Raw genomic sequence first — 21,701 nt, 5'->3', positions numbered from 1 at the left:
CGAATGCTTCGGCAACGCTACTCGGAGCGGCCGGCGCTGGGGAAACCGGCCGTTCAAGATCATTCGACCGCGATGTCGACGCCGAGTGCCTCGGAGATCTCCGCCGTCGAGACGGCGCCCTCCCGCAGCACCCTCGGCGATCCGCCGGTGAGATCGACGATCGTGGAGGCGACCGCGTGCTCGGCCGCTCCGCCGTCGAGATAGACCCGGACGTCGTCGCCGAGCTGATCGCGGGCGGCCTCCGCCGTCGTCGCGGGCGGGCGACCCGAGCGGTTCGCGCTGGAGACGGCCATCGGGCCGACGTCGCGAAGCAGTTCGAGCGCGACCGGGTGCAGCGGCATCCGCAGCATCACCGTGCCGCGAGTCCGGCCCAGGTCCCAGGCCAGTGACGGCGCGTGCGGCAACACCAGCGACAACCCGCCGGGCCAGAAGGCCTCGATCAGGGTGCGGGCCGAGCGCGGAACGGTCAGCACGAGGCCGTCGATGGTCGACCAGGAGCCGACCAGCACCGGGACGGGCATGTCCGGGCCCCGGCCCTTCGTACTGAGCAGGGAGCGCACGGCGTCCGCGTCGAAGGCGTCGCAGCCGATGCCGTAGAGCGTGTCGGTGGGCAGCACCACCAGTTGACCGGCGCGCACCGCGTCGGCGGCGGCGGCCAGCCCTGCCTGCCGGGTGTCCGAGCTGTTGCAGTCGTAGCTGATGCTCACCGGACGATCCTGGCACTCACCGGTCCGGGCGCGGTCAGGGGGCCGGAGCGAAGGGGTTCGGCGCGGCGCGGGGCCGGCGTGAGTCCGGTGTGGGGAACGGGTCCGGCAGCGCGGCGAGTCGGGCGTCGACGGTGCGCAGCGCGTGTCCGCGGAGGCCGGAGTCAGGTGCGGGTCGCCGGTTCGTGAATCCCGCGATCGCCGGGGTCGGCCGCGGTGAACCGACTCGCCTGCGGCCCGCCGCACGGGCTCACCGGAGAGCGGCAGCCGACGGGTGCGGACGAGGTGACGTCCGAGACCGAGGCGGGCCGAACACGCTGCCCGGGGGCGGCGGGTCCGTCTCGGTCTCGGACGTCTGCGATGCGGGTAAGACTCAGTCGTCGTCCCCGCCCCGGAGGAAGCGGCGTGCCGCACGCCTGCCTGCTCGGCGTTCATCGCGGTTGGCGGTCTTGTTCATCCGCTGTCGCTCATTGCGGCAGAAGCGATGCGGACAACCGGAACAACACGTGCGGCCGAACGGCGAGAAGCTGTCGGTCTCCCATCGGCAACGGGTGTCGGTCTCCTCCCGCGTCGGACGTGGCGGGAGGTCACAGGTGCCGAAGCGGTGATCATGAATCGGAGGGGCGGCGTGCTCGATGCAGCGCACCCACATCGGTTTCGTCCTGTCCGAACGGGACATCTCGTTCTTTCTCAGACCCGCCGCCCGTGCTCCCGGAGTCTCCAGGCGGGCGGCCAGGTATGGCATCGCACGGCGTCACGCTCCTTTCGGCTGTCGTGCGGTCTTCTACTGAGTCATCGCCTGCTGCGCATCCGTCGGCTCCGCCACGATCGGACGTCGCGTTCGATGTCCGATCGAGCGGCACCACCGCCCGACCCACCCGCCAGAGCCGTCTCCTCGGGCCCGGCCCCGACTGCGCAGAGCCGGTCAGGGTATCGAAGACGGGCGGACCAGGGCAAGATCGAGGCGCGAAGAACCGTCGAGATCGATCACCGCGTGCCGGTGCGGCGGGCCGTGGCGAAGCGCGGTCGCCCGGCGAGATCCGAGTGGGCGGCGACGTCGGTGAGCACCTTGCGCGCCGCGAGCAGCGCGGGAACGGACTCGCCATGGGTGTCGTCGTGCTCGATCGCCACTCCCCCGCCCGGCCGCAGCAGCCGCGCGGCCGTACTCACGACCGGCCGGATCACGTCCAGCCCGTCCGGGCCGCCGAACACCGCCTCGAAGGGATCGTGCTCGGAGACCTCCGGCTCGACCTGGGCCGCCAGCGGCACGTACGGCGGGTTGCACAACACCAGGTCGACCGTTCCGTCCAGATCGGCCAGCGTCGCGCGGTCGGTCACGTCGCCCGCGTGGAGCCGGATCGGGGTGTCCCCCTCGGCGGCCCGCGCATCGGCGTTCTTGCGCACCCAGGCCAACGCGCGCGGCTCCCGCTCCACCGCGTGCACGATCGCATCGGGCCGGGCGTTCGCCACGCCGAGCGCCAGTACGCCGGAACCGGTGCACAGATCGACCACGACCGGCCTGCTGACCCCGGCCAGCGCGGCGAGCCCCCATTCGAGCAGCAGCTCCGTCTCCGGGCGGGGAATGAAGACGCCCGGCCCGACACTCACGGTGATCGCGCCCGCCGGGGCCCAGCCGAGGAGATGCTGGAGCGGGATGCGCTCCGCCCGCCTGCGGACGAGTTCGTGCAGGTTCTCGATCACGTCCTCGTCGACCAGGGTCACCAACGCCAGCCTGCCTCGCGACACGCCCAGCACCTCCGAGGCCAACAGTTCCGCGTCGGTTCGCGGGCTGCCCACCCCCGCCGCTCGGAGAATCCGCTCGGCCTCCATCAACGCCATCCGCAACGGCTGTCTGCTCACAGTCCGTCAGCTTGCCATGTCGTGGCCGTCACGCATCTCACTCGTCTCCCGACGAGCAGGCCGGCCCGCGAAGCAGTCGAGGAACTCGCGATTCCATCCGGTCGTTCGGAAGCGGATCGAGCGGGGCTCGGCGCGGTGATGCGGGTCGGTGGCGGCGGCCGGTGGCGGCGCGACGATGCGGCGCCCTCTCGTCGCCGACATCGGGTCGTGCCCGGCCCGCACGTCGATGAACGTCTCGCCCCCTTCCGTTCAGGCAGGCCATCCGTCGGGCCGCCGCGATCCGGGCAGGCGACGAAGCCGGTGGCAGGGCGTCGACAGCTCAGGAATCAACGGCGTGGCCGGGTCAGCGAGCCTGCCCCGCCTGTTCCATCCGCTCTCGGCGATCAGCCTCGCCGAGGGCGTCCAGCACCTGGTCCAGCTCCCCCGCCAGCACCTGATCGAGATTGTGTGCCTTGAATCCCACCCGGTGATCGGAGATCCGGTTCTCGGGGAAGTTGTAGGTGCGCACCCGCTCCGAGCGGTCCACCGTGCGGACCTGGCTGCGCCGAGCCGCCGACGCGGAGGCGGCGGCCTCCTCCTCGGCCAACGCGAGCAGGCGGGCCCGCAGCACGTGCAGCGCGCGAGCCCTGTTCTGCAGCTGACTGCGCTCGTTCTGACACGAGGCGACCAGTCCGGTCGGCAGGTGGGTGATCCGCACCGCCGAGTCGGTGGTGTTCACGCTCTGCCCCCCGTGGCCGGAGGCCCGGAACACGTCGATCCGCAGATCCTTCTCCTCGATGTCGATCTCGATGTCCTCGACCTCGGGGAAGACCAGGACCCCGGCGGCCGAGGTGTGGATCCGCCCCTGCGACTCGGTCACGGGCACCCGCTGGACCCGGTGCACCCCGCCCTCGAACTTCAGTCGCGACCAGACGCCGTCCGGGCCGGTGCTCCCGCCCTTCACCGTGACCGTGACGTCCTTGTAGCCGCCGAGGTCGGAGATGTTGGCGTCGAGCACGTCGGTCCGCCAGCCCTGGCGTTCGGCGTAGCGCTGATACATGCGCAGCAGGTCGGCGGCGAAGAGCGCCGACTCCTCGCCGCCCTCCCCCGCTTTGATCTCCAGGACGATGTCGGAGGCGTCGTGCGGGTCGCGCGGCAGCAGCAGCTCGGTGAGGCGTTCGGCCAGGATCGGGATGCGGGCGGCCAGCTCCTCGGCTTCGGCGGCGAACGCCGGGTCCTCGAGGATCAGTTCGCGGGCGGCCGTCAGATCGACGCGGGTCTGCTCCAGCTCACGTGCCGTGCGGATCACCGGAGCGAGTTCGGCATGTCGTCTGCTCAGCCTGCGCAGCAGGGCGTGATCGGAATGCACCGCAGGGTCGGCGAGCCGCTCCTCCAGGTCGCCGAACTCGAAGGACAAGGCCTCCAGCGCCGAGGTGTCCATCCACCGATCCCTTTCGTTGGGCAGCCGACACGACAACGGCGCCCGACCACTGCTTCAGGCAGCGGTGCGGGCGCCGAAGGAGCGGCTACTTGGCGCGCTTTCCGTAACGAGCCTCGAACCGGGCGACGCGGCCGCCGGTGTCCAGGATCTTCTGCTTGCCCGTGTAGAACGGGTGGCAGTTGGAGCAGACCTCGACGGTGATCGAGTTGTTGGTGCTGCTGCTCCGCGTGGTGAAGCTGTTCCCACAACCACAGTTGACCTGGGTGGTGGAGTACTCGGGGTGGATGCCGCTCTTCACGTCTTGTCCCTTTCATCGTGGCCGCCGGGTCCCCGCTGCGGCGCTTCGCGCACAGCCTTCTCGACCAGGGGTGAACCGGTGCCGGACTCGACTGTTCAGTCTGCCAGATGTGCCGACCGCCCCCTGCAACGCCATCAGATGCGGACTTGTTCCGCGATCCCGGCGTCCCTGGTCGCCACGGGTGCCATCCAACGCGCGAGGACGACCGCCCGCCGAGACTCGGCGCCGCCAGGCATGCGGATTCGAGATCGAACCAGCATCCTGTCTCGGTGTTGTGTCGCGTGGCCGATCTGGTGACCGTGCGGTCGTGGCTTCTCCTGCCGCCGCTGTTCTTGGCGACGGTCGTCGGACTGGCCGGAGCGATCTGCGCGGTCGCAGGCACCGACGTCGCCCTGTCCAGCCCGATCCTGTTCGGGTCTGCGGCCGCGATAGCCATGGTGACCAGCGTCGACGTCGACTGGCACGGCATCCGTGCTCTGCGCTGGGCGGGGTGGGCGTACGTCGGAGTACTGCTGCTGCCCGCGTTGATGATCGACGGCATCGAGCTGCCCGTGCCGATCGCGCTGGCGATCGGGCTGGTCGGGGCGGGCTGCTGGGGTGCCTTCCGGGTCGGGTGTCGCTGATCGGACGGCCCGCGCGGAACCCGATCGCAGGCATCTCGACGGCCTGGCAGGTCAGGCGGCAGCCGATCCGCCGAAGCGCGCCCCGTCAGGCCTGCTCCGCCGCTCGTCATCGAGACGAAGGCCACGGACCGGGGTCCGGCCTCGGCCTGCGGGGGCGGTGAACGAGACGGCCCGGCCTCGTTGTCGAGACCGGGCCTGCTCGGCTAGCGGCAGGCGATCACTGATCGCCGTTGCCCGGTGTGCTCTTGGCCACCTGCATGAGGAACTCGATGTTGGTACGGGTCTTGCGGAGCTGCGTGAGCACCAGGTCGAGCGCCTGCTGGTCGTCCAGCGCGGCCAGCACCCGACGCAGCTTGTGCGTCACGGCCAGCTCGTCCGGCGAGAGCAGCAGCTCCTCCTTCCGCGTGCTCGACGCGTCGACGTCCACGGCCGGGAAGGTCCGCTTGTCGGCGAGCTTGCGGTCGAGCTTCAGCTCGGCGTTGCCGGTGCCCTTGAACTCCTCGAAGATCACCGTGTCACCGGTCGATCCCGTCTCCACGAGAGCGGTGGCGAAGATGGTGAGCGAGCCGCCGTTCTCGATGTTGCGCGCCGCACCCAGGAACCGCTTGGGCGGGTACAGCGCGGTGGAGTCGACACCACCGGAGAGGATCCGGCCCGAGGCGGGCGCGGCCAGGTTGTAGGCCCGGCCCAGTCGGGTGATCGAGTCCAGCAGCACGACGACGTCGAAGCCCAGCTCCACCAGCCGCTTGGCCCGCTCGATCGCCAGCTCCGCGACGGTGGTCTGGTCTGCGGGCGGCCGGTCGAACGTGGCCGCGATGACCTCGCCCTTGACCGAGCGCTGCATGTCGGTGACCTCTTCAGGCCGCTCGTCGACGAGCACGACCATCAGATGGCATTCGGGGTTGTTCGTGGTGATGGCGTTCGCGATGGCCTGAAGCACCATCGTCTTACCCGCCTTGGGCGGCGAGACGATGAGCGCCCGCTGGCCCTTGCCGACCGGCATCACCAGGTCGATCACCCGAGTCGTGAGCACGTGCGGCTCAGTCTCCAGCCGCAGCCGCTCGTTCGGGTACAGCGGCGTCATCTTGGTGAACTCGGGCCGGTTGCGGACCGCGTCCGGCTCCAGGCCGTTGATCGTGTCGACCCGGACCATCGGGTTGAACTTCTGCCGCTGCTGCTCGTTGTCGCGCGGCTGGCGCACCGCGCCGGTGATCGCGTCACCGCGACGCAGGCCGTACTTGCGCACCAGCGACAGCGAGACGTAGACGTCGTTCGATCCGGCCAGGTATCCCGAGGTGCGGACGAACGCGTAGTTCTCCAGCACGTCCAGGATTCCGGCGACCGGGAGCAGCACGTCGTCCTCGCGGACCTCGGGCTCGTTCGCGACACCGCCGCCGCCGCCGCTGCCACCCTCGGTGCGGGTGCGGCCACGCCTGCGGTCGCGGAAGCGCCTGCCGCGCCGCCTGCCGCCGCCTGCCTCGTCATCGTCGTCGTCGCGGTTGTCCCGCGAGTCCCTCGGCTCGCCACGGTCCCGGCCCTCGCCACGGTCGCGGCCCTCGCCGCGCTCCTGACGCTCGCCACGGTCCCGGTTCTCGCCGCGCTCGCGGCCCTCGCCACGGTCCCGACCCTCACCGCGGTCGCGGCCCTCGCCGCGCTCCTGACGCTCGCCACGGCCTCGGCCCTCGCCGCGCTCCTGGCGCTCGCCGCCACGGTCGTCGCGACCGTTGCGCTCGGCACGGTCCTCGCCCGTGGAACGGTCGCCTCGACCGTCGGTCTGCTCCTGGCTGCCTGCCGAGCGGGTCGACGAGCGACGACGGCGCCCGCGACGACCGCCCTCCTCCTCGGCCTCTCCGCCGGACTGGGCAGGGGCGTCCTCGGTCTTGGTCGGCTGCGGAGTCTCTGCCTTGGGAGTGGCAGGCTTCTCCGGGATCTCGACCGCCAACTGCGCAGGCGCCTCGGCCTGCGGCGCGGAAGTCCGCCGAGTGGAACCGCCCTGGCGTTCCCGGATTGCGGCGATCAGATCCCCCTTGCGCATTCCGGTCGTGTCGGAGATGCCCAGCTCGCCCGCGAGCTGGCGCAGCTCGGCCAGCACCATCCCGGACAGGCCGCCCCTACGACGGGCAGGCGTGCCATTCGACTGAGTCACGACATCCCCCTGACCTGCGACGTCCTGGCGTGAACTCGGCTCACCCGTCTCTGTCTGGCCCGCGGCTGATCCGGCGGTGGCCGCCTCGCCGCTCAACAATTCGGTGTTGCTCACTAATGTCCTTCCTGACCGGTCCGCGCCTCTCTACGCGGGCCAGCGGACCTGTCGCACTGCGGATGCAGGGCGACAGTGTGGGCGAAGGCGAAGATTCCTGACAGCGACCTGCCCTGGAGGTTCCGTACCTACGCGCACCCTGCTCGCTCGCTACCGGCGATTCCTGACGCTGACACCCCGTATCCACGAGGACGACGGGACCGCTTTCGCGGGCTCCCTCTGCCACCAGGGCGTTCGGGTACTCACCAGCGTTGACCTCGTATGAAGAGTGAAGAGACCAGCGTGAGGTGAGAGATGCGGCCCGAATACTGATGACTCGGGCACTGCACCGGCGCCCGTGCGCCCGGTGACTGATCTCCTTCGAGGGTAGACCGCTGACCAACCACATGCAACAACGGAACCGCCAGCGTGTCCCCCCGTAGTGTCCCCAACCCTACGGCACGTCGGAGTCCGTCCTGGTCGGGGGCCGGCTGCCGGGTCATTCGATCACGACCCGGACCCCGGTCGGATCGACCGCCACCGGGTGCACCGCAAAGCCTGCGACCTCGACCGACTCCGGCAGCACACCCGCCTCGGGAAACGCGAGCACCGACGGCCCCGCACCCGAGACGGCGGCGGGCACCCCCGCCGCTCGCAGCGCCGTCACCACGGCCATCGTGGCAGGCCAGGCCGCAGCCCGATAGGGCTGGTGCAGGCGGTCGTCGATGGCGGGCAGCAGCAGGTCCGGTCTGCTGGTCAGCGCCGTGACCGCCAGGGCGGCACGACCCAGCGCGAAGGCGGCGTCCGACAGCGGCACTCGCTCCGGGAGCAGACCCCGCGTCACCGCCGTCGTCGACTCGGTCGCAGGCACCAGGACGACAGGACTCAGGGTGTCGTGCGGCTCCAGCCGCGCAGCCCGGAACGGCCCCGTGTCCCCGTCGCGCCACGCGACCACCAGCCCGCCGAACAGGCTCGCCGCAGCGTTGTCGGCATGTCCCTCGAAGCGGGCGGCCAGGTCGAGCGCCCGCTCGTCCAATGGTCGGCCGACCAGCGCACAGCCCGCCGCCACCCCGGCCACCACCGCAGCGGCCGACGAACCCAGCCCCCTGGAGTGCGGGATCGTGTTGGCACAGCGGATGACCAGGCCGGGCACCGACTCGCCCGCCGCCTCCACCGCAGCGCGTAACGCCCGGAACAGCAGGTGACCGTCATCGGTGGGCACCTCGCCCGCCCCGGCCCCCTCGACCTCGATCACCAGACCGGCGGGTGCCGTCTCGACCGTCACGACGTCATGCCAGTCCAGGGCCAGCCCCAGCGCGTCGAAGCCGGACCCGAGGTTGGCAGTCGAGGCGGGCACCGTGACCCGCAGGCGCGTCACACCAGCTCCAAGGCCCTCGCCACGGCCGCCGGGTCCACCGGCAGGGGCTCGACCCGCACCGGCGTGCCCAGGGCCGTGTCCGGGTCCTTCAGTCCGTGTCCGGTCACCGTGCACACGACGACCGAGCCGGGCGGCACGCGCCCCTCGGCCACGCTGGCGAACAGCCCCGCCACCCCTGCCGCCGAGGCGGGCTCCACGAAGACGCCCTCCCGCCGCGCCAGCAGGTGATACGCCTCCAGGATCTGCTCGTCGGTCACCGCGCCGAACCGGCCGTTCGAGGCATCCCGCGCCGCCACCGCGCCCGCCCACGACGCCGGGCTGCCCACCCGGATGGCGGTGGCGATGGTCTCGGGCCTGGCGACCGGCTCGCCAGAGACCAGCGGGGCCGCGCCCGCCGCCTGGAAGCCGAACATCCTCGGCGTGGAGTCCACGACGCCGTCCTCGGCGTACTCGGCGTATCCCCGCCAGTAGGCCGTGATGTTGCCCGCGTTGCCCACGGGCAGGAAGTGCAGGTCGGGGGCGCGCCCCAGCTCGTCGCAGATCTCGAAGGCCGCCGTCTTCTGGCCCTCGATCCGCACCGGGTTCACGGAGTTGACCAGCGTGATCGGATGCTCGGAGGAGGTCTTGCGCGCGAGCTCAAGACAGTCGTCGAAGTTGCCGTCCACCTGGAGGATGCGGGCGCCGTAGGCGACGGCCTGCGCCATCTTGCCCAGGGCGATCTTGCCGCTGGGGACCAGCACCGCGCAGGTCAGGCCCGCCCGGGCGGAGTAGGCGGCGGCCGAGGCCGAGGTGTTCCCGGTGGAGGCGCAGATCACCGCCTTGCTGCCCTCGTGCAGCGCGTGGGTCATCGCCACCGTCATGCCTCGGTCCTTGAAGGAGCCGGTGGGGTTGGCCCCCTCGACCTTCAGGTAGACCGTCGCGCCGGAGCGCTCGCTCAGGTACGGCGCGGGCAGCAGCGGCGTCCCACCCTCGTGCAGGGTCACCGCCCGCGCACCCGCCGGGATCGAGACGCGGTCCCGGTAGGCCTCGATCACTCCGGGCCAGCCCGATCGCGCAGACTGCCGGGCCGCCACGGGATCGACCACCGAGGCGTCGTTGCCGCTCACGCTTCCTCACCCTCCACTCGCATCACGCTGACCACCTCGCGCACGGCGGGGAGACCGGCAAGCTTGTCCACTGTCGACCGCAGGGCCGCGTCGCTCGCGGTGTGCGTCACGAGCACCAGGCTGGCATCGTCGCTACGGCCCTCCTGCCGCACGACGGCGATGCTGACCTCGTGCTCGGCGAAGACCGTCGCGACCTGCGAGAGCACCCCGGTCTTGTCCGCCACGTCCAGGCTGACGTGGTATCTCGTCGGCGTCTGCCCCATCGGCCGTACCGGCAGGTCCGCATAGGCCGACTCGCGGGGGCCTCGACCGCCCGCCACCCGATTGCGGGCCACCGCGACCACGTCGCCGAGCACCGCGCTGGCGGTCTGCGCGCCGCCAGCGCCCTGCCCGTAGAACATGAGCTGTCCGGCCGCGTCCGCCTCGACGAAGACCGCGTTGAACGCGCCGCCGACCGAGGCGAGCGGGTGGTCCCGAGGGATCATCGCCGGGTGCACGCGCACCGAGACCGACTCGGTGCCCGTGCTGTCGACCACTCGTTCGCAGATGGCCAGCAGTTTCACCGTGCGACCCAGCGTCCGCGCCGCAGCGACGTCGGCGGCGCTGAGCCCGCTGATGCCCTCCCGGTGCACGTCCTCGGCTCGCACTCGGGTGTGGAAGGCGAGGGACGCCAGGATCGCGGCCTTCGCCGCCGCGTCGAACCCGTCGACGTCGGCGGTCGGGTCCGCCTCGGCGTAGCCGAGCCGACCCGCCTCGTCGAGCGTCTCGGCATAGCCCGCGCCGGTGGCGTCCATGGCGGAGAGCACGTAGTTGGTGGTGCCGTTGACGATGCCCATCACCCTGGCGATCCGATCGCCCGCCAGCGACTCGCGCAGCGGGCGCAGCAGCGGGATCGCCCCGGCCACCGAGGCCTCGAAGTAGAGGTCGGCGCCGGAGGCGTCGGCCGCCGCATACAGCTCGGGCCCGTGCTCGGCGAGCAGCGCCTTGTTCGCGGTGACCACCGAGGTGCCCGCCTTCAGCGCCCGCAGCAGGAGGCTGCGGGCGGGCTCGATCCCGCCGATGACCTCCACGACCAGGTCGGGACCGCTGTCCACCAGCGCCTCGGCGTCGGTCGTCAGCAGTTCGGGGGCGACGTCGGGATGCCGGTGCGGCCTGCGCACCGCGACGCCGGTCACCACCAGCGGTCGGCCCACCCGCGCCGTCAGGTCCGCCGCCTGGTCGGCCAGCAGCCTGACGACCTCGCTGCCCACCGTTCCGCAGCCCAGCATCGCGATGGTGATCGGAGCACCGTTCTGATCGTGCACGTCAGGACACCTCCAGCCGCAGCAGATCGTCCTCGGTCTCCCGACGCAACAGCACCCGGTCGGTGCCGTCGAGCACGGCGACCACCGGCGGACGAAGCACCCGGTTGTAGCCGTTGGCCATCACATAGCAGTACGCGCCGGTGGCACCCAGCGCGATCAGGTCGCCGGGGGCGAGGTCGTCGGGCAGCCAGCAGTCGCGGACCACCACGTCGCCGGACTCGCAGTGCTTGCCGACCACCCGGCAGAGCGTGCCGGGGCCCTCCGCGCCGCGCGAGACCAGCCTGCAGTCGTAGACCGCGTCGTAGAGGGCGGTACGGATGTTGTCGCTCATCCCGCCGTCGACGCTCACGTACCGCCTGCGGGTGTCGTGTCCCAGCTCGACGTCCTTGATCGTGCCGACCTCGTAGACCGTCACGGTGCCCGGCCCGACGATGGCCCGCCCCGGCTCCACCGCGATCTTGGGCACCCGCAGGCCTGCCTGGACGCACTCCCGCGCGACGATGTCCCGTAGCTGACGAGCCACCTCGGCGATGGGCGGCGGGTCGTCGTCGACGGTGTAGGCGATGCCGAGCCCGCCGCCGAGGTCGATGGTCTCCACCGAGGCCAGTGCCGCCGCGCCGTGCTCGGCCACCAGGTCGGCGAGCAGGCCCACCACCCGATGGGCGGCCACCTCGAAGCCCGCGACGTCGAAGATCTGCGAGCCGATGTGACTGTGCAGTCCGATTAGTCGAAGCGTGTCGCCCTTGAGGATGCGGCGCACCGCCTCCGCCGCATGGCCCGCCGCCACCGAGAAGCCGAACTTCTGGTCCTCGTGGGCGGTGGCGATGAACTCGTGGGTGTGCGCCTCGACGCCGACGGTGACCCGCACCATGACCGGCTGGACGCGACCGAGCCGACGGGCGATCTCCTGAAGTCGGACGATCTCGTGGAAGGAGTCGACCACGACGACGCCGACGCCCGCGCGGACCGCCGCCTCCAGCTCCGCGACGGACTTGTTGTTGCCGTGCAGGGCGATCCGCTCCGCCGGGAAGTCGGCGCGCAGGGCGACGGCCAGTTCTCCGCCGCTGCACACGTCGAGGCTGAGCCCCTCCTCGTCGACCCAGCGGGCGACGGTGGTGGAGAGGAAGGCCTTGGAGGCGTAGTGCACGAGTGTCGCGTCGCCGAACGCCGAGGCGTACTCGGCGCAGCGAGACCGGAAGTCGGCCTCGTCCATCACGAACAGCGGGGTGCCGTGCCGGGCGACGAGGTCGCGGACGTCCACGCCCGCGAACCGCACGGCGCCGTCGGCCCCTCGTGCCGCGTGACGCGGCCACACCAGGGGGTGCAGCTCGTCGAGCTGCGTGTTCCCCTCGGGGCGGGGGCCCGCCGTGTTCGTGGGAAGCAGCACGTCGGCGTGCCGGGGGCCAGCGGGGTGCGCTCGCATCATCACATCCGTTCCGGAGCGCTCATGCGCAAGAGGGCAAGACCGTTGTTCAGCACCTGGCGACTCGCCGCGCAGAGCAGCGCGCAGGCGGCGTGCTCTGCCGAGGGCCGCTCGTCGCCGCTGGGCAGCAGTCGCCCGGCGTCGGCGAGGCGTCGGACGTCGTCGGCCAGGTCCTCCAGGTATCGGGCCACCCGGTCGGGTCGGGCAGGCAGGGCATCGGCCACGACCGAGGGGAACTCGCTCAGCCTACGGGTGAGGGTGACGTCCTCCGGCCGACCGTCGGCGTGCTCGGCGTGCCCGGCGGCCCGCTCGGCCGAGCCGGGCAGGGCGACGCCCAGCAGGGCCGCGCCGCGCAGCAGCATCGTCAGCCGCGCGTGGGCATACTGCACCCGAAAGAGTGGATTCCGGTCGGTGCGGCCACGCCATCGCTCGGGGTCGAACCGCACCGAGGTGTGCGGCCGAGCCCGCGCGACCAGGTACCGGGCGGCGGCCGCGCCGACCATCGTCGAGCGCTCGGCCGCGCCCACCGACACGCCCGCCTGATCCACGACGCGCACGGTGTCGGCATGGGCGTCGAGGTCGAGACCGCCGTCGGCGGGAAGACCGTGCCCGGCGCCCGCCAGCAGGACGTGATGCAGCACGTCGGGGCCGGTCGGCTGCTCGATGGCGATGTTCACGAAGCCGGGACCAGCGGCGGCCGCCCCGCGCACGCCCGGTGCCCGGGCGAGTCCGTCCGCGAGCAGTCCGGCGAGTTCGCGGGCAGGCAGCCCCACCGGACCGGCCGCGCGCAACGCGAACGTGGTCGCGTACTCGCCGTCCGTGTCCGACACGGCGTCTCGGCGGCGGACCACGACCGGAGCGGGCAGCAGCGAGACGTCCAGGCCCCGGTCGGACAGCACGTCCGCCGCGACGACCCGGACCAGCTCGGCCAGCTCCTCGGCGCTCACCTGGTGGATTCTAGAGTCGGGTATTCCCTGCTCATCATGCCCTTACCCTGCTCCCAGTCCGTGGGATGGGCGCAGGAGGAGTCCCCGCCCCGCGTGACGCAGATCGCTCCCGCCGACGGCATTGGTCCATCTAGCTGACTCTGTGCTGACGAGACATCCCTACACTGGCGCCCGGCAACGTCAGCATTGTGCGCGGTACGGAGACGAGGTCCGGCAGGGATGGCCAGCGGAAAGAGTGCGAAGGCACTACGAAACGCCCGAGCAGCAGTGGTGACCCAGAAGCAGCGGCCGTGGGGCACCGTGGCAGCGGTCTTCGCCGTCGTCGTCTTCGCGGCGGGTGTCTTCTTCTACGTCTACAACCGGTACGACGCCACGGCGGACATCCGGGCGTTCACCCCGACGGCGGAGAATCAAGATCCGTCCACCGACATCGAGGGCATCGTGGTGGAGGAGTTCGAGGCACAGCAGCACGTGCTCTCGCCCCAGCGCGTCGCCTACGAGTCGTCGCCGCCCTTCGGCGGACCGCACGACCAGATCTGGGCGGGCTGCGACGGGGTCGTCTACGAGGAGGCCGTGCGCACCGAGCACATGGTCCACTCGCTCGAGCACGGCGCGGTGTGGATCGCCTACAACCCTGACCAGGTGGAGGGCGAGCAGCTCGACCTGCTCGTCGACCGGGTCGAGAACCAGCCCGCGATGATGCTGTCGCCGTACCCGGACCTCGACAGCCCGATCTCCCTCCAGGCGTGGGGCCACCAGCTCAAGCTGGACGACGCCGAGGACGAGCGGATCGATCAGTTCATCATGGCGCTGCAGCTCAACGCCTACACGTACCCGGAGGTCGGCGCGACCTGCCAGGCCAACCCCGGCGCCTTCGACATCGACGCCCCGCCCGCCTTCGACGCGAGCGAGCCCGGCCCCGACTCGATGCCGATGAACGGCAACCCCGAGGACTTCGGCGGCTTCACCGGCGAGGGCGACCAGGACATGGGCGACATCGACCCGAACGCCCCCGTCGACCCGGACGCTCCGGTGGACCCGGACGCGCCCGCGCAGGACGGTGAGAACGGTGCCGACGCCGAGGAGACCGAGGGCGATCAGCCCGAGGACGCCGAGGAGCCTGCCGGCGACGGCTCCAGCAGCGACTGAGGGCCGTCCGCACCGTGACCGAACGCATCCCAGAGGGTGACGAGTCGTCCGCCGAGACCGGATCTCGGCGGACGACCGACCCCGAGTCGACCGGTTCCGCAGCCGTCGGCGAGTCCGACGCGCAGGCGGGTGTCGGTGCCGCCGCGGCCGCTGCGGGCACCGAGTCCGTAGGAGCGGGCGCCGAGGACACCGGACCGGCCGAGACCGGGCAGGCAGGGGAGGACACGGGGGAATCCGCCTCCTCGACGAACTGGGTGCGTGTCCTCGTCGCTTCGGCGGCGGTGCTCACCCTGCTGCTGCTCGGTGCCGCAGCGGGCATGCTCATCGGCCTGCCCGGCTCGGGGAACAGCGCGGCGCCGCCGGAGAACTCGGTGGACGTCGGCTTCGCCCAGGACATGACGGTGCACCATCGCCAGGCCACCACGATGGCGACCCTGTACCGCGTCAACGGCGAGGACATCGGCATCGACACGCTCGCCTTCGACATCGACACCAATCAGCGGACGCAGATCGGCTGGATGCAGGGCTGGCTCAACCTGTGGGACCGACCGTTGACCCCCACCGAGGGCTACATGGCCTGGATGCGCGACGACGCGGGCCACGGACACGGCGGTGACGCAGGGGCCTCGGCCGAACAGGCGATGCCGGGCATGGCGAGCCCGGACGAGCTGGAGCGCCTGCGCTCACTGCGCGGCGCCGAACTGGACGTCTACTTCCTCCAGCTGATGCTGCGGCACCACGAGGGCGGCGTGGAGATGGCGGCCTATGCTGCCGAACGGGCCGCGATACCCCAGGTGCGCAATCTGGCAAGCAACATCCTGAACCATCAGACGGCGGAGACGCAGAAGATGGTCGGCATGCTGGCCGAACTCGGGGCCGAACCGCTGCCCTTCGAAGGCTGAGCCGACCGCGTCCCGCTGTTCACAGACGGTGACGCGGCCAGGCGTCGGGCGGACCGTCCTCGTCGAACCCCTGCCGCCTCGCGGGCCGTGAATCGTGCGGTCTGCCGTGTGGTGTGGCCGGCCACCCCACCCGTCGACCACACGCCGCGCTTCGCCCCGGCGGAGGCTCGACGCACGGGCTCGGACTCAGCGGCCTGCCGGTTCGACGGCGGCGGGCCTGAGCGGCGCGAGCGGCCGCAGCGGCCCGCCGAGGCCGCCGACCGCCGACCTTCCGTCGGCGCCCGGCCTCGCTTCGTGAGACCGAGAAGGCCTGGGAACGCCTCCGCCGGGCCGGTCGCTGCCGCGCCGGGCGCGCCTGCGCTCGCGACCTGGCATCGCGCCTGCACCGGCCGTCGGTGCCCTCGTGTTCACCCGCACCCGGGTCTCCGCCGATCTCCTCGACTCCGGACGCGCGCCGACCCTCCCGCGACCGCTGCCACCGGGTCCCCGGCATCCGCTCCACAGCCGTCTCTCGTATCCGCGGACCCAGAGCTGTCACAGCCGGGCTCGCCGTCCTGTCAAGAAGGGTGCAGACATTCCCCGACGAGGCGGTCGTCGCCTCCCTAGGAGACCAGGATGAAGATCGTGGTGATCGGTGCGGGCTACTCGGGCACGGCTGCGGCGAACCGGCTGGCCAAGAAGCTGCCGAAGGCCGAGGTCACGGTGATCAACCCTCGACCTGACTTCGTCGAGCGAGTCCGGCTTCATCAGCGGGTCGCGGGGACGGCCGCCGCCGCGACGCCCCTGACGACGATGCTCCGGACGGGGATCACGTCGCTGGTCGGCGCGGTCGACAAGGTCGGTGCAGGCAGCGTGACCCTCGATGACGGCAGGAGTCTCGACTACGACTACGCGGTCCTCGCCGTCGGCAGCACGGTGCAGCCGTTGCCGGGAACGGTTCCGGTCGGTACCTGGGAGGGGGCGGAGCGGGCACGTGAGGCGCTGGCCACGCTGGGCGCCGGCAGCACGGTCGCGGTGGTCGGCGGCGGCCCGACGGGCATCGAGACGGCGGCGGAGATCGCGGCCGCGCGGCCTGATCTCCGGGTGCGGCTCGTCGGGTCGTCGGTCGCCGGGTCCTTCTCGCCAGGGCCGCAAGCACGAGTCCGTGCCGGACTGGAGCGGCTGACCGTCGAGATCGTGGACGACGAGGTCACGAAGGTGACCGACGGCGTCGTGCACCTGCGGTCGGGCGAGACCTTCGCCGCCGATCTGACCCTGTGGGCGATCGTGAGCGGCGTACCCGATCTGGCGGCCCGCAGCGGTCTCGCGGTCGACGAATCGGGCCGGGCGATCGTGGACGAGTCCCTGCGCAGCGTCACCGACGAGCGGATTCTCGTGGTGGGCGACTGCGCGGCGGCGACGGGCGGCCGGATGGCCTGTCAGGTCGCCGGACCGCAGGGTGCGCACGCGGCCGACACCGTGGCGCTCCTGGCAGGCGGGCGCGCGCCCGCTCCGTACTCGGCGCGCTACCTCGGGCGGGGCGTCTCCCTGGGCCGGAAGGACGCGGTCGGCCAGTTCACCCGGCGCGACGACACTCTCTTGCGCGCCTATGTCGCCGGGGGTCCCGCCGTGGTGATCAAGGAGATGGGGACTCGAGGCGCGAAGTTCTCGGCCCGCGCGGGGATCGGCTCCTGAATGGGCGGCGACCGACGGCAGCCGATGCCGGACGAGCGAGGGCCGCGACCGGTGATCGCGGGGCATCGTCTGGCCGGGAAGCGGCTGCGGCATCAGATCCGACGGCTCGGCACCGCGCGAGCGCCGCGTGTGCCGAGGTTCCGACGGCGGCCGGTCACCGAGGGCCGCTCTGCCGCCGCGCGCGGTGCGGCGCGGCAGGCGATCCTGCCCAGGCCCGCCGGTCCGGCCGACTCGTCGAACAGTGAGCAGGAGGTCACGGCATGACCGATCACGAGCGACTGCTCGACGAGCTGCGGCCCGGCGCATTCGCGATCGCCTACCGGATGCTCGGCAGCGTCTCCGAGGCTGAAGACGTGGTGCAGGAGGCGCTGCTGCGGGTGCATCAGGCGCTGGAGGGGGGCGAGTCGATCGCGGTGCCTCGGGCCTTCGTGGCGACCGTGACCACCCGGCTGGCGATCAACGAGCTGCGCTCGGCGCGGGCCCGTCGGGAGCGCTATGTCGGCGAATGGCTGCCAGAGCCGATCATCACCGACGGCCGGGACGACCCGGCTCGGCACGCCGAGACGGCCGACTCCCTGTCGCTGGCCCTGCTGGTGCTGTTGGAGAGTCTCTCCCCGGAGCAGCGCGCCGTGCTGCTGCTGCACGACGTGTTCGGCTACGGCTACCCGGAGATCGCGGTGATCGTCGGGAAGAGCGAGGGCAACGTGCGGCAGCTCGCCAGCCGCGCCAGGCGCCACGTCCGGCAGCGCAGTCCTCGGTTCCAGCCGACGCGGGAGCAGCGCGAGGAACTGGCCCGACGATTCTTCGCGGCGGTCGAACAGGGCGACCTCGCAGGCCTGGAGACGTTGCTGGCTCACGACGTGGAGCTGACGGGCGACGGCGGCGGCAAGGTCCCGAGCCTCGCGCGGTCGTTGCGTGGACGCGCCCGCGTCGCACGCACGCTGGTGGTCAACTGGGGCCGGCTGGGTGCCCTGATTCCCGAGGTGTCCCTGCACCCCGTCGAGGTGAACGGCGGGGCGGGCGCCCGGCTGCACCGGGGGCGGGAACTGCTCGGGGTCTGGGCGCTCGACATCGCCGACGGGCAGATCACCGGCATCCGCTCGATCGCCAACCCCGACAAGCTGGCGCACCTCGGGCCGGTCGCCGACCTCAACTCGATTCTGCGACCGGGGAGAACCCGGCAGGAGAGCTGACGGCGCTCTCCTCGGTCCATGACCGACGGCCGAAGCCGGGCGGCGATTCCTGGCTTCGGCCTCGGCGGGCGGCTACCAGGTCAGTTCCTGGCAGCGGACGGCGCTGGCGGTGGACTCGATCTGCAGGGTGGCGTGCTCGATCCGATACGTCTCGGCCAGCATCCGCTGTGCCGAGGTCAGCACGGCGTCGGGATCGGAGCCCGCCGTGCCCTCCGCCACGATCAGATGGGCGGCGAGCACCTCCATCCCGGAGGTGAGCGTCCAGACGTGCAGGTCGTGCACTTCGGCGACCCCCGGCAGGTCCTTCAGCCGCCGCGTCAACTCGGCGACGTCGAGGCCCTCCGGAGCCTGCTGGACGAGGATGCGCAGCGCCTGGGCGGCCAGCCGCAGCGTGCGGGGCACGACGAAGAGCGCGATCCCGATGGCCACGATCGGGTCGGCCAGCGCCCAGCCGAAGAGCACCGTCACCGCGCCGCCGAGGAGGACGCCGATGGAGGCGACCGTGTCCGCGAGGACCTCGAGGTAGGCGCCCCGCATGTTGATGCTCTCCGATGCCCCCGAGCGCAGGAGCTGGAAGGCGATCAGGTTGGCGACGAGTCCGGCGCCCGCCGCCATCATCACGGGGCCGCCCGCCACCTCCGGCGGATCGGCGAAGCGACCGACGGCCTCCACGAGGATGAAACAGGCGACGACCAGCAGCAGGACGGCGTTCGCCAACGCGGCGAGCACCTCCAGCCGATAGAGCCCGAAGGTGCGGGAGGAGCCTGCGGCCTTGCGTGCCGAGGCTCGCGATGCCGCGATCGCGGCCAGCGCCATCCCGATGCCCAGGACGTCGGTGAGCATGTGGCCCGCGTCGGAGAGCAGCGCCAACGAGGACGTCGCCAGGCCCACCACCACCTCGACGACGAGGAAGACGAGCAGGACGAAGAACGCCAGGGCGAGCCGTTTCATCTGCCGTCCCGATGCGCTGACTGCCGGCACTCCGTGCCCGTGACCGTGTCCCATGACCACCTCCGCCCAGAACATATAGTGACATGCGCATGAATGCAAAGATCCTCGATTCGACTCCCAGTCCGTGGACCGATGCGGCCGGGCGCCACGGGTGGGCGGGCGCTCACTCGGCGACTCGATCGCAGCCCGACGGCAGCGGCGCCGCCCCTCGTCACCGACCAGGGGGCGACTCGGCACCCTCGCCGAGATCAGCGCCCACGAGCAGGCCGCCGCGATCGACGAGGACGCCGACTCCGCGAACCGGCCGTCTCCGCCCGCCGGCGCAGCGCGGCCGCCGCCGAAGCCGTCCGACCGGCACTGACCAGCGCGATCATCGACCCGCCCCGTCGACCATGGGCCCGGGAAAATCGCCTGTCGGCGTGCGCTAGGATTACTCCCGTCGCCACGGCGACACGCCGTCGTAGCTCAGGGGATAGAGCACTGCCCTCCGGAGGCAGGTGTCGCAGGTTCGAATCCTGCCGACGGCACACTCGTCACATCCGATGAAGGCCCGCGAGCAGCGAAGTCACGCTCGCGGGCCTTTGTCGTGTTCGCTGCGAATCCTCGGGGCTCAAGCAGGTCGTCTGCCCGACGATCCGATCGGCCGCCTGCTCGCCGGGCGTGTCGCCTGCGGCCCGCCGGACGGCCGGGTGCGCGACGGCAGAGCAGATCTCGTCGCAGCAGGTCGGCAGGGTGGGCGCCGATCAAGGCGGCGGCTCGACCGGCGCCAGAACGCACGGCGCGGGCGGCCTCGCCTGCCGTCGCTCGCGACGCGGCACCCACGCGGGATCGGCTCGCAGGCCTGAGACCGACGCGGCCCGGCGGACTCAGCGAATCTCGCGCCCGCCGAGGATCACCCTCGTCGGGGTCCGCAGGAGTTCGACGTCCTCGCGGGGATCATGCTCCAGCCAGATGAGGTCGGCACGATCCCCGGCACGCAGCCGGGGAAGATCGAACACCTCGCGCGCGGTCCAGGACGCGGCACCGATGGCGTCCGCCACCGGCAGTCCCGCCTCGATCAGCCAGCGGATCTCGTCGACGAGCGCCCCGACCGGCAGGTCGGTGCCCGCGAGCACGGTGACGCCCTCCTCCCGCGCCCGGCGGACGAGACCGGGATGTGCGGCGAAGCCATCGGCGTACCAGCGCCGCATCGCCGAGGGGACGGCGTCGTCGGTCATCGCCGAGGCCAAGGCGGCGAAGACGCCGCCGGTCGGCACGAGCGCCCCGCCGCGTGCCGCCAGATCGGGCAGGACCGACCACGGGAGATGCATTCCGTGCTCGATCGTGTCGGCCCCGGCGTCCACGGCGTCGCGGCCGGCTGCGGCGCTCTGGGCATGCACCGCGACCCGTGCTCCTCGACCGTGGACGGCGACGACGGCTGCCGTCAGCGCCGTCGCCGAGAAGGTCGGTCCGTACCCTCCCTCGTCGTCGAACCAGTCAGCGATGATCTTGCTCCAGCCGTGGCCCGCCTCGGCGACGCACGCGGCAGGCAGTTCCTCGTCGGAGACACGGCGTCCCCAGCCGGGTATGAAGCGATCCGGTGCGGCGACCGGCACCCCGGCCGTGAGGACCAGCGGACCGCCGGGCCTCGCGAGTGCGTCGGCGGGAAGCGGCTGCGGGCTCCCCAGCACCCGGACGGCGCCGACGCCCGTCCTGGCCAGCTCTTGCAGGTCACGCTCGAGCACGTCGAGGTCCAAGGGCCCGCCGACCTCGGCCACCCCGATGTGGAGGTGGGAGTCCATGAGCGCGGGGAGCATCCAGCCGCCTGTGGCGACCGTCCGAGCGTCGTCGACCGGCTCCCGGCTGATCGCCCCGTTGTCGATCCACAGATCGGTCTCCCGGTCTTCCGGGAGCAGGCGGGCGCGCAGATGCAGCGCCGCCGTGTCCGCAGAGAGATGCCCCGTGCTCGTCACCATCGTCCTCTCGCCGCGTGCATCGTCGGCAAGCGTGACATAAGGGTCGTCTCCCGCCGGGGGTGCTCCCATGCCGCCCGTTCCGGCGCGGATGCCCCGACGAGGCGAGGTGGTACACCGCCCCGCACCCGACCGCGAACCCGGGAACCCGGGAACCCGGGAACCCGGGAACAGGACGGTCTCCCGATGGGCATTGCCGAGCCGGCCTGCACCGGGTCGATCTGCCGAGGCGGTGCCTTGATGTCGTCGCGACGATGCGGGCGGCGGCCGAGGTGTCGGTGGGCGGCGGCATCCGCAGCGAGGTCGACATCCTGCGGGTGGCGACCCCCGGCGCGAGCCGTGCGCCGATCGGCAGGCGATCCAGCCGGGGACGGGCTGGTCGACGACGAGCCGGGTAGCCCCGGTCCGCGATCCGGCGCCTCGATGGAGCAGGCCGCCCTGGCGACGGACCTCCGCCAGGCGGCCGCCGTTCGTGACGTGGACGTCGACGAACGGCGGCCGCTCTTCGGCAGGAGCCCTGCACCGGCTGAGCCGGTGGTGGATGCGGAGCCGAGGCCGTCTCGTCAGGCACCCGGCCG

General features: G+C 71.9%; 17 protein-coding genes and 1 tRNA gene. 6 read left to right on the top strand and 12 right to left on the bottom strand.

Annotated features, from left to right (window positions below):
* Positions 1-59: 59 nt before the first annotated feature.
* The 4 genes from UA74_RS07125 to rpmE form a co-directional block, all read right to left on the bottom strand.
* The gene (locus tag UA74_RS07125) at positions 60-707 is read right to left on the bottom strand and encodes an L-threonylcarbamoyladenylate synthase (RefSeq protein ID WP_075739571.1); all 648 of its coding nucleotides are present in this window, start codon (positions 705-707) and stop codon (positions 60-62) included.
* 984 nt (positions 708-1,691) lie between these two features.
* Positions 1,692-2,564 carry a peptide chain release factor N(5)-glutamine methyltransferase gene (gene prmC / locus UA74_RS07115; RefSeq protein WP_075739569.1) on the bottom strand — a complete coding sequence of 291 codons (873 nt, stop codon included), beginning with the start codon at positions 2,562-2,564 and terminating at the stop codon, positions 1,692-1,694.
* Positions 2,565-2,907: 343 nt separating this feature from the next.
* Positions 2,908-3,984 carry a peptide chain release factor 1 gene (gene prfA, locus UA74_RS07105; RefSeq protein ID WP_075739567.1) on the bottom strand — a complete coding sequence of 359 codons (1,077 nt, stop codon included), beginning with the start codon at positions 3,982-3,984 and terminating at the stop codon, positions 2,908-2,910.
* Positions 3,985-4,069: 85 nt separating this feature from the next.
* Complete coding sequence (gene rpmE, locus UA74_RS07100; protein ID WP_075739566.1) at positions 4,070-4,282, bottom strand: 50S ribosomal protein L31; 213 nt, start codon at positions 4,280-4,282, stop codon at positions 4,070-4,072.
* A 269-nt stretch (positions 4,283-4,551) separates the two neighbouring features.
* Between rpmE and UA74_RS07095 the strand changes: the two genes are divergently transcribed.
* Positions 4,552-4,905, top strand: coding sequence for a hypothetical protein (locus UA74_RS07095; protein ID WP_157434041.1), 354 nt, complete (start codon positions 4,552-4,554; stop codon positions 4,903-4,905).
* Positions 4,906-5,122: 217 nt separating this feature from the next.
* On the opposite strand, the gene rho is transcribed toward UA74_RS07095, so the two are convergent.
* From rho to UA74_RS07065, 6 genes are all read right to left on the bottom strand, one after another.
* The gene (gene rho, locus UA74_RS07090) at positions 5,123-7,165 is read right to left on the bottom strand and encodes a transcription termination factor Rho (RefSeq protein ID WP_075739564.1); all 2,043 of its coding nucleotides are present in this window, start codon (positions 7,163-7,165) and stop codon (positions 5,123-5,125) included.
* A 478-nt stretch (positions 7,166-7,643) separates the two neighbouring features.
* Complete coding sequence (thrB, locus tag UA74_RS07085; RefSeq protein WP_075739563.1) at positions 7,644-8,522, bottom strand: homoserine kinase; 879 nt, start codon at positions 8,520-8,522, stop codon at positions 7,644-7,646.
* Positions 8,519-9,595 (bottom strand): threonine synthase, encoded by a 1,077-nt coding sequence (gene thrC / locus UA74_RS07080; RefSeq protein WP_075743505.1) that lies wholly within the window; start codon positions 9,593-9,595, stop codon positions 8,519-8,521. Before thrC ends, thrB begins: the two co-directional genes overlap by 4 nt.
* 29 nt (positions 9,596-9,624) lie before the next feature.
* A complete protein-coding gene (locus UA74_RS07075) occupies positions 9,625-10,932 on the bottom strand; it encodes a homoserine dehydrogenase (protein WP_257787502.1) in 1,308 nt (435 codons plus the stop codon).
* Position 10,933: 1 nt separating this feature from the next.
* Positions 10,934-12,355: a diaminopimelate decarboxylase gene (gene lysA, locus UA74_RS07070; RefSeq protein WP_075739562.1), complete on the bottom strand. Its 1,422-nt coding sequence runs from the start codon at positions 12,353-12,355 to the stop codon at positions 10,934-10,936.
* 2 nt (positions 12,356-12,357) lie between these two features.
* Positions 12,358-13,302, bottom strand: a complete 945-nt coding sequence (locus UA74_RS07065) for a DALR anticodon-binding domain-containing protein (protein WP_075739561.1) — start codon at positions 13,300-13,302, stop codon at positions 12,358-12,360.
* Between the two features lie 270 nt (positions 13,303-13,572).
* Here UA74_RS07065 and UA74_RS07060 point away from each other — a divergent pair, with 270 nt between their 5' ends.
* From UA74_RS07060 to sigJ, 4 genes are all read left to right on the top strand, one after another.
* A complete protein-coding gene (locus UA74_RS07060; RefSeq protein WP_404799963.1) occupies positions 13,573-14,451 on the top strand; it encodes a DUF3105 domain-containing protein in 879 nt (292 codons plus the stop codon).
* 14 nt (positions 14,452-14,465) lie between these two features.
* On the top strand, positions 14,466-15,353 hold the full coding sequence (locus UA74_RS07055) for a DUF305 domain-containing protein (protein WP_318533291.1): 888 nt from the start codon (positions 14,466-14,468) through the stop codon (positions 15,351-15,353).
* A 615-nt stretch (positions 15,354-15,968) separates the two neighbouring features.
* Complete coding sequence (locus tag UA74_RS07050) at positions 15,969-17,027, top strand: NAD(P)/FAD-dependent oxidoreductase (protein WP_075739559.1); 1,059 nt, start codon at positions 15,969-15,971, stop codon at positions 17,025-17,027.
* A gap of 260 nt (positions 17,028-17,287) precedes the next feature.
* On the top strand, positions 17,288-18,220 hold the full coding sequence (sigJ, locus tag UA74_RS07040; RefSeq protein WP_075739557.1) for an RNA polymerase sigma factor SigJ: 933 nt from the start codon (positions 17,288-17,290) through the stop codon (positions 18,218-18,220).
* A gap of 72 nt (positions 18,221-18,292) precedes the next feature.
* On the opposite strand, the gene UA74_RS07035 is transcribed toward sigJ, so the two are convergent.
* A complete protein-coding gene (locus UA74_RS07035) occupies positions 18,293-19,225 on the bottom strand; it encodes a cation diffusion facilitator family transporter (RefSeq protein WP_075743502.1) in 933 nt (310 codons plus the stop codon).
* A gap of 400 nt (positions 19,226-19,625) precedes the next feature.
* Here UA74_RS07035 and UA74_RS07025 point away from each other — a divergent pair.
* Positions 19,626-19,698, top strand: a tRNA-Arg gene (locus UA74_RS07025).
* Positions 19,699-20,037: 339 nt separating this feature from the next.
* On the opposite strand, the gene UA74_RS07020 is transcribed toward UA74_RS07025, so the two are convergent.
* Positions 20,038-21,126, bottom strand: a complete 1,089-nt coding sequence (locus UA74_RS07020; RefSeq protein ID WP_075739555.1) for an amidohydrolase family protein — start codon at positions 21,124-21,126, stop codon at positions 20,038-20,040.
* Between the last annotated feature and the right edge of the window lie 575 nt (positions 21,127-21,701).

It is taken from the genome of Actinoalloteichus fjordicus (genome assembly GCF_001941625.1).
GTDB lineage: Bacteria > Actinomycetota > Actinomycetes > Mycobacteriales > Pseudonocardiaceae > Actinoalloteichus_A > Actinoalloteichus_A fjordicus.
The sequence above is the reverse complement of the archived record's forward strand: the minus strand, read 5'-3'. Positions and strand labels throughout refer to the sequence as shown.

What these genes read in the sequence shown, in the direction of transcription:
- prfA (WP_075739567.1), bottom strand. Translation starts at nt 3,984, where the DNA reads ATGGACACCTCGGCGCTGGAGGCCTTGTCCTTCGAGTTCGGCGACCTG.
- lysA (WP_075739562.1), bottom strand. Translation starts at nt 12,355, where the DNA reads ATGCGAGCGCACCCCGCTGGCCCCCGGCACGCCGACGTGCTGCTTCCC.
- UA74_RS07050 (WP_075739559.1), top strand. Translation starts at nt 15,969, where the DNA reads ATGAAGATCGTGGTGATCGGTGCGGGCTACTCGGGCACGGCTGCGGCG.
- sigJ (WP_075739557.1), top strand. Translation starts at nt 17,288, where the DNA reads ATGACCGATCACGAGCGACTGCTCGACGAGCTGCGGCCCGGCGCATTC.
- UA74_RS07035 (WP_075743502.1), bottom strand. Translation starts at nt 19,225, where the DNA reads ATGGGACACGGTCACGGGCACGGAGTGCCGGCAGTCAGCGCATCGGGA.
- UA74_RS07020 (WP_075739555.1), bottom strand. Translation starts at nt 21,126, where the DNA reads ATGGTGACGAGCACGGGGCATCTCTCTGCGGACACGGCGGCGCTGCAT.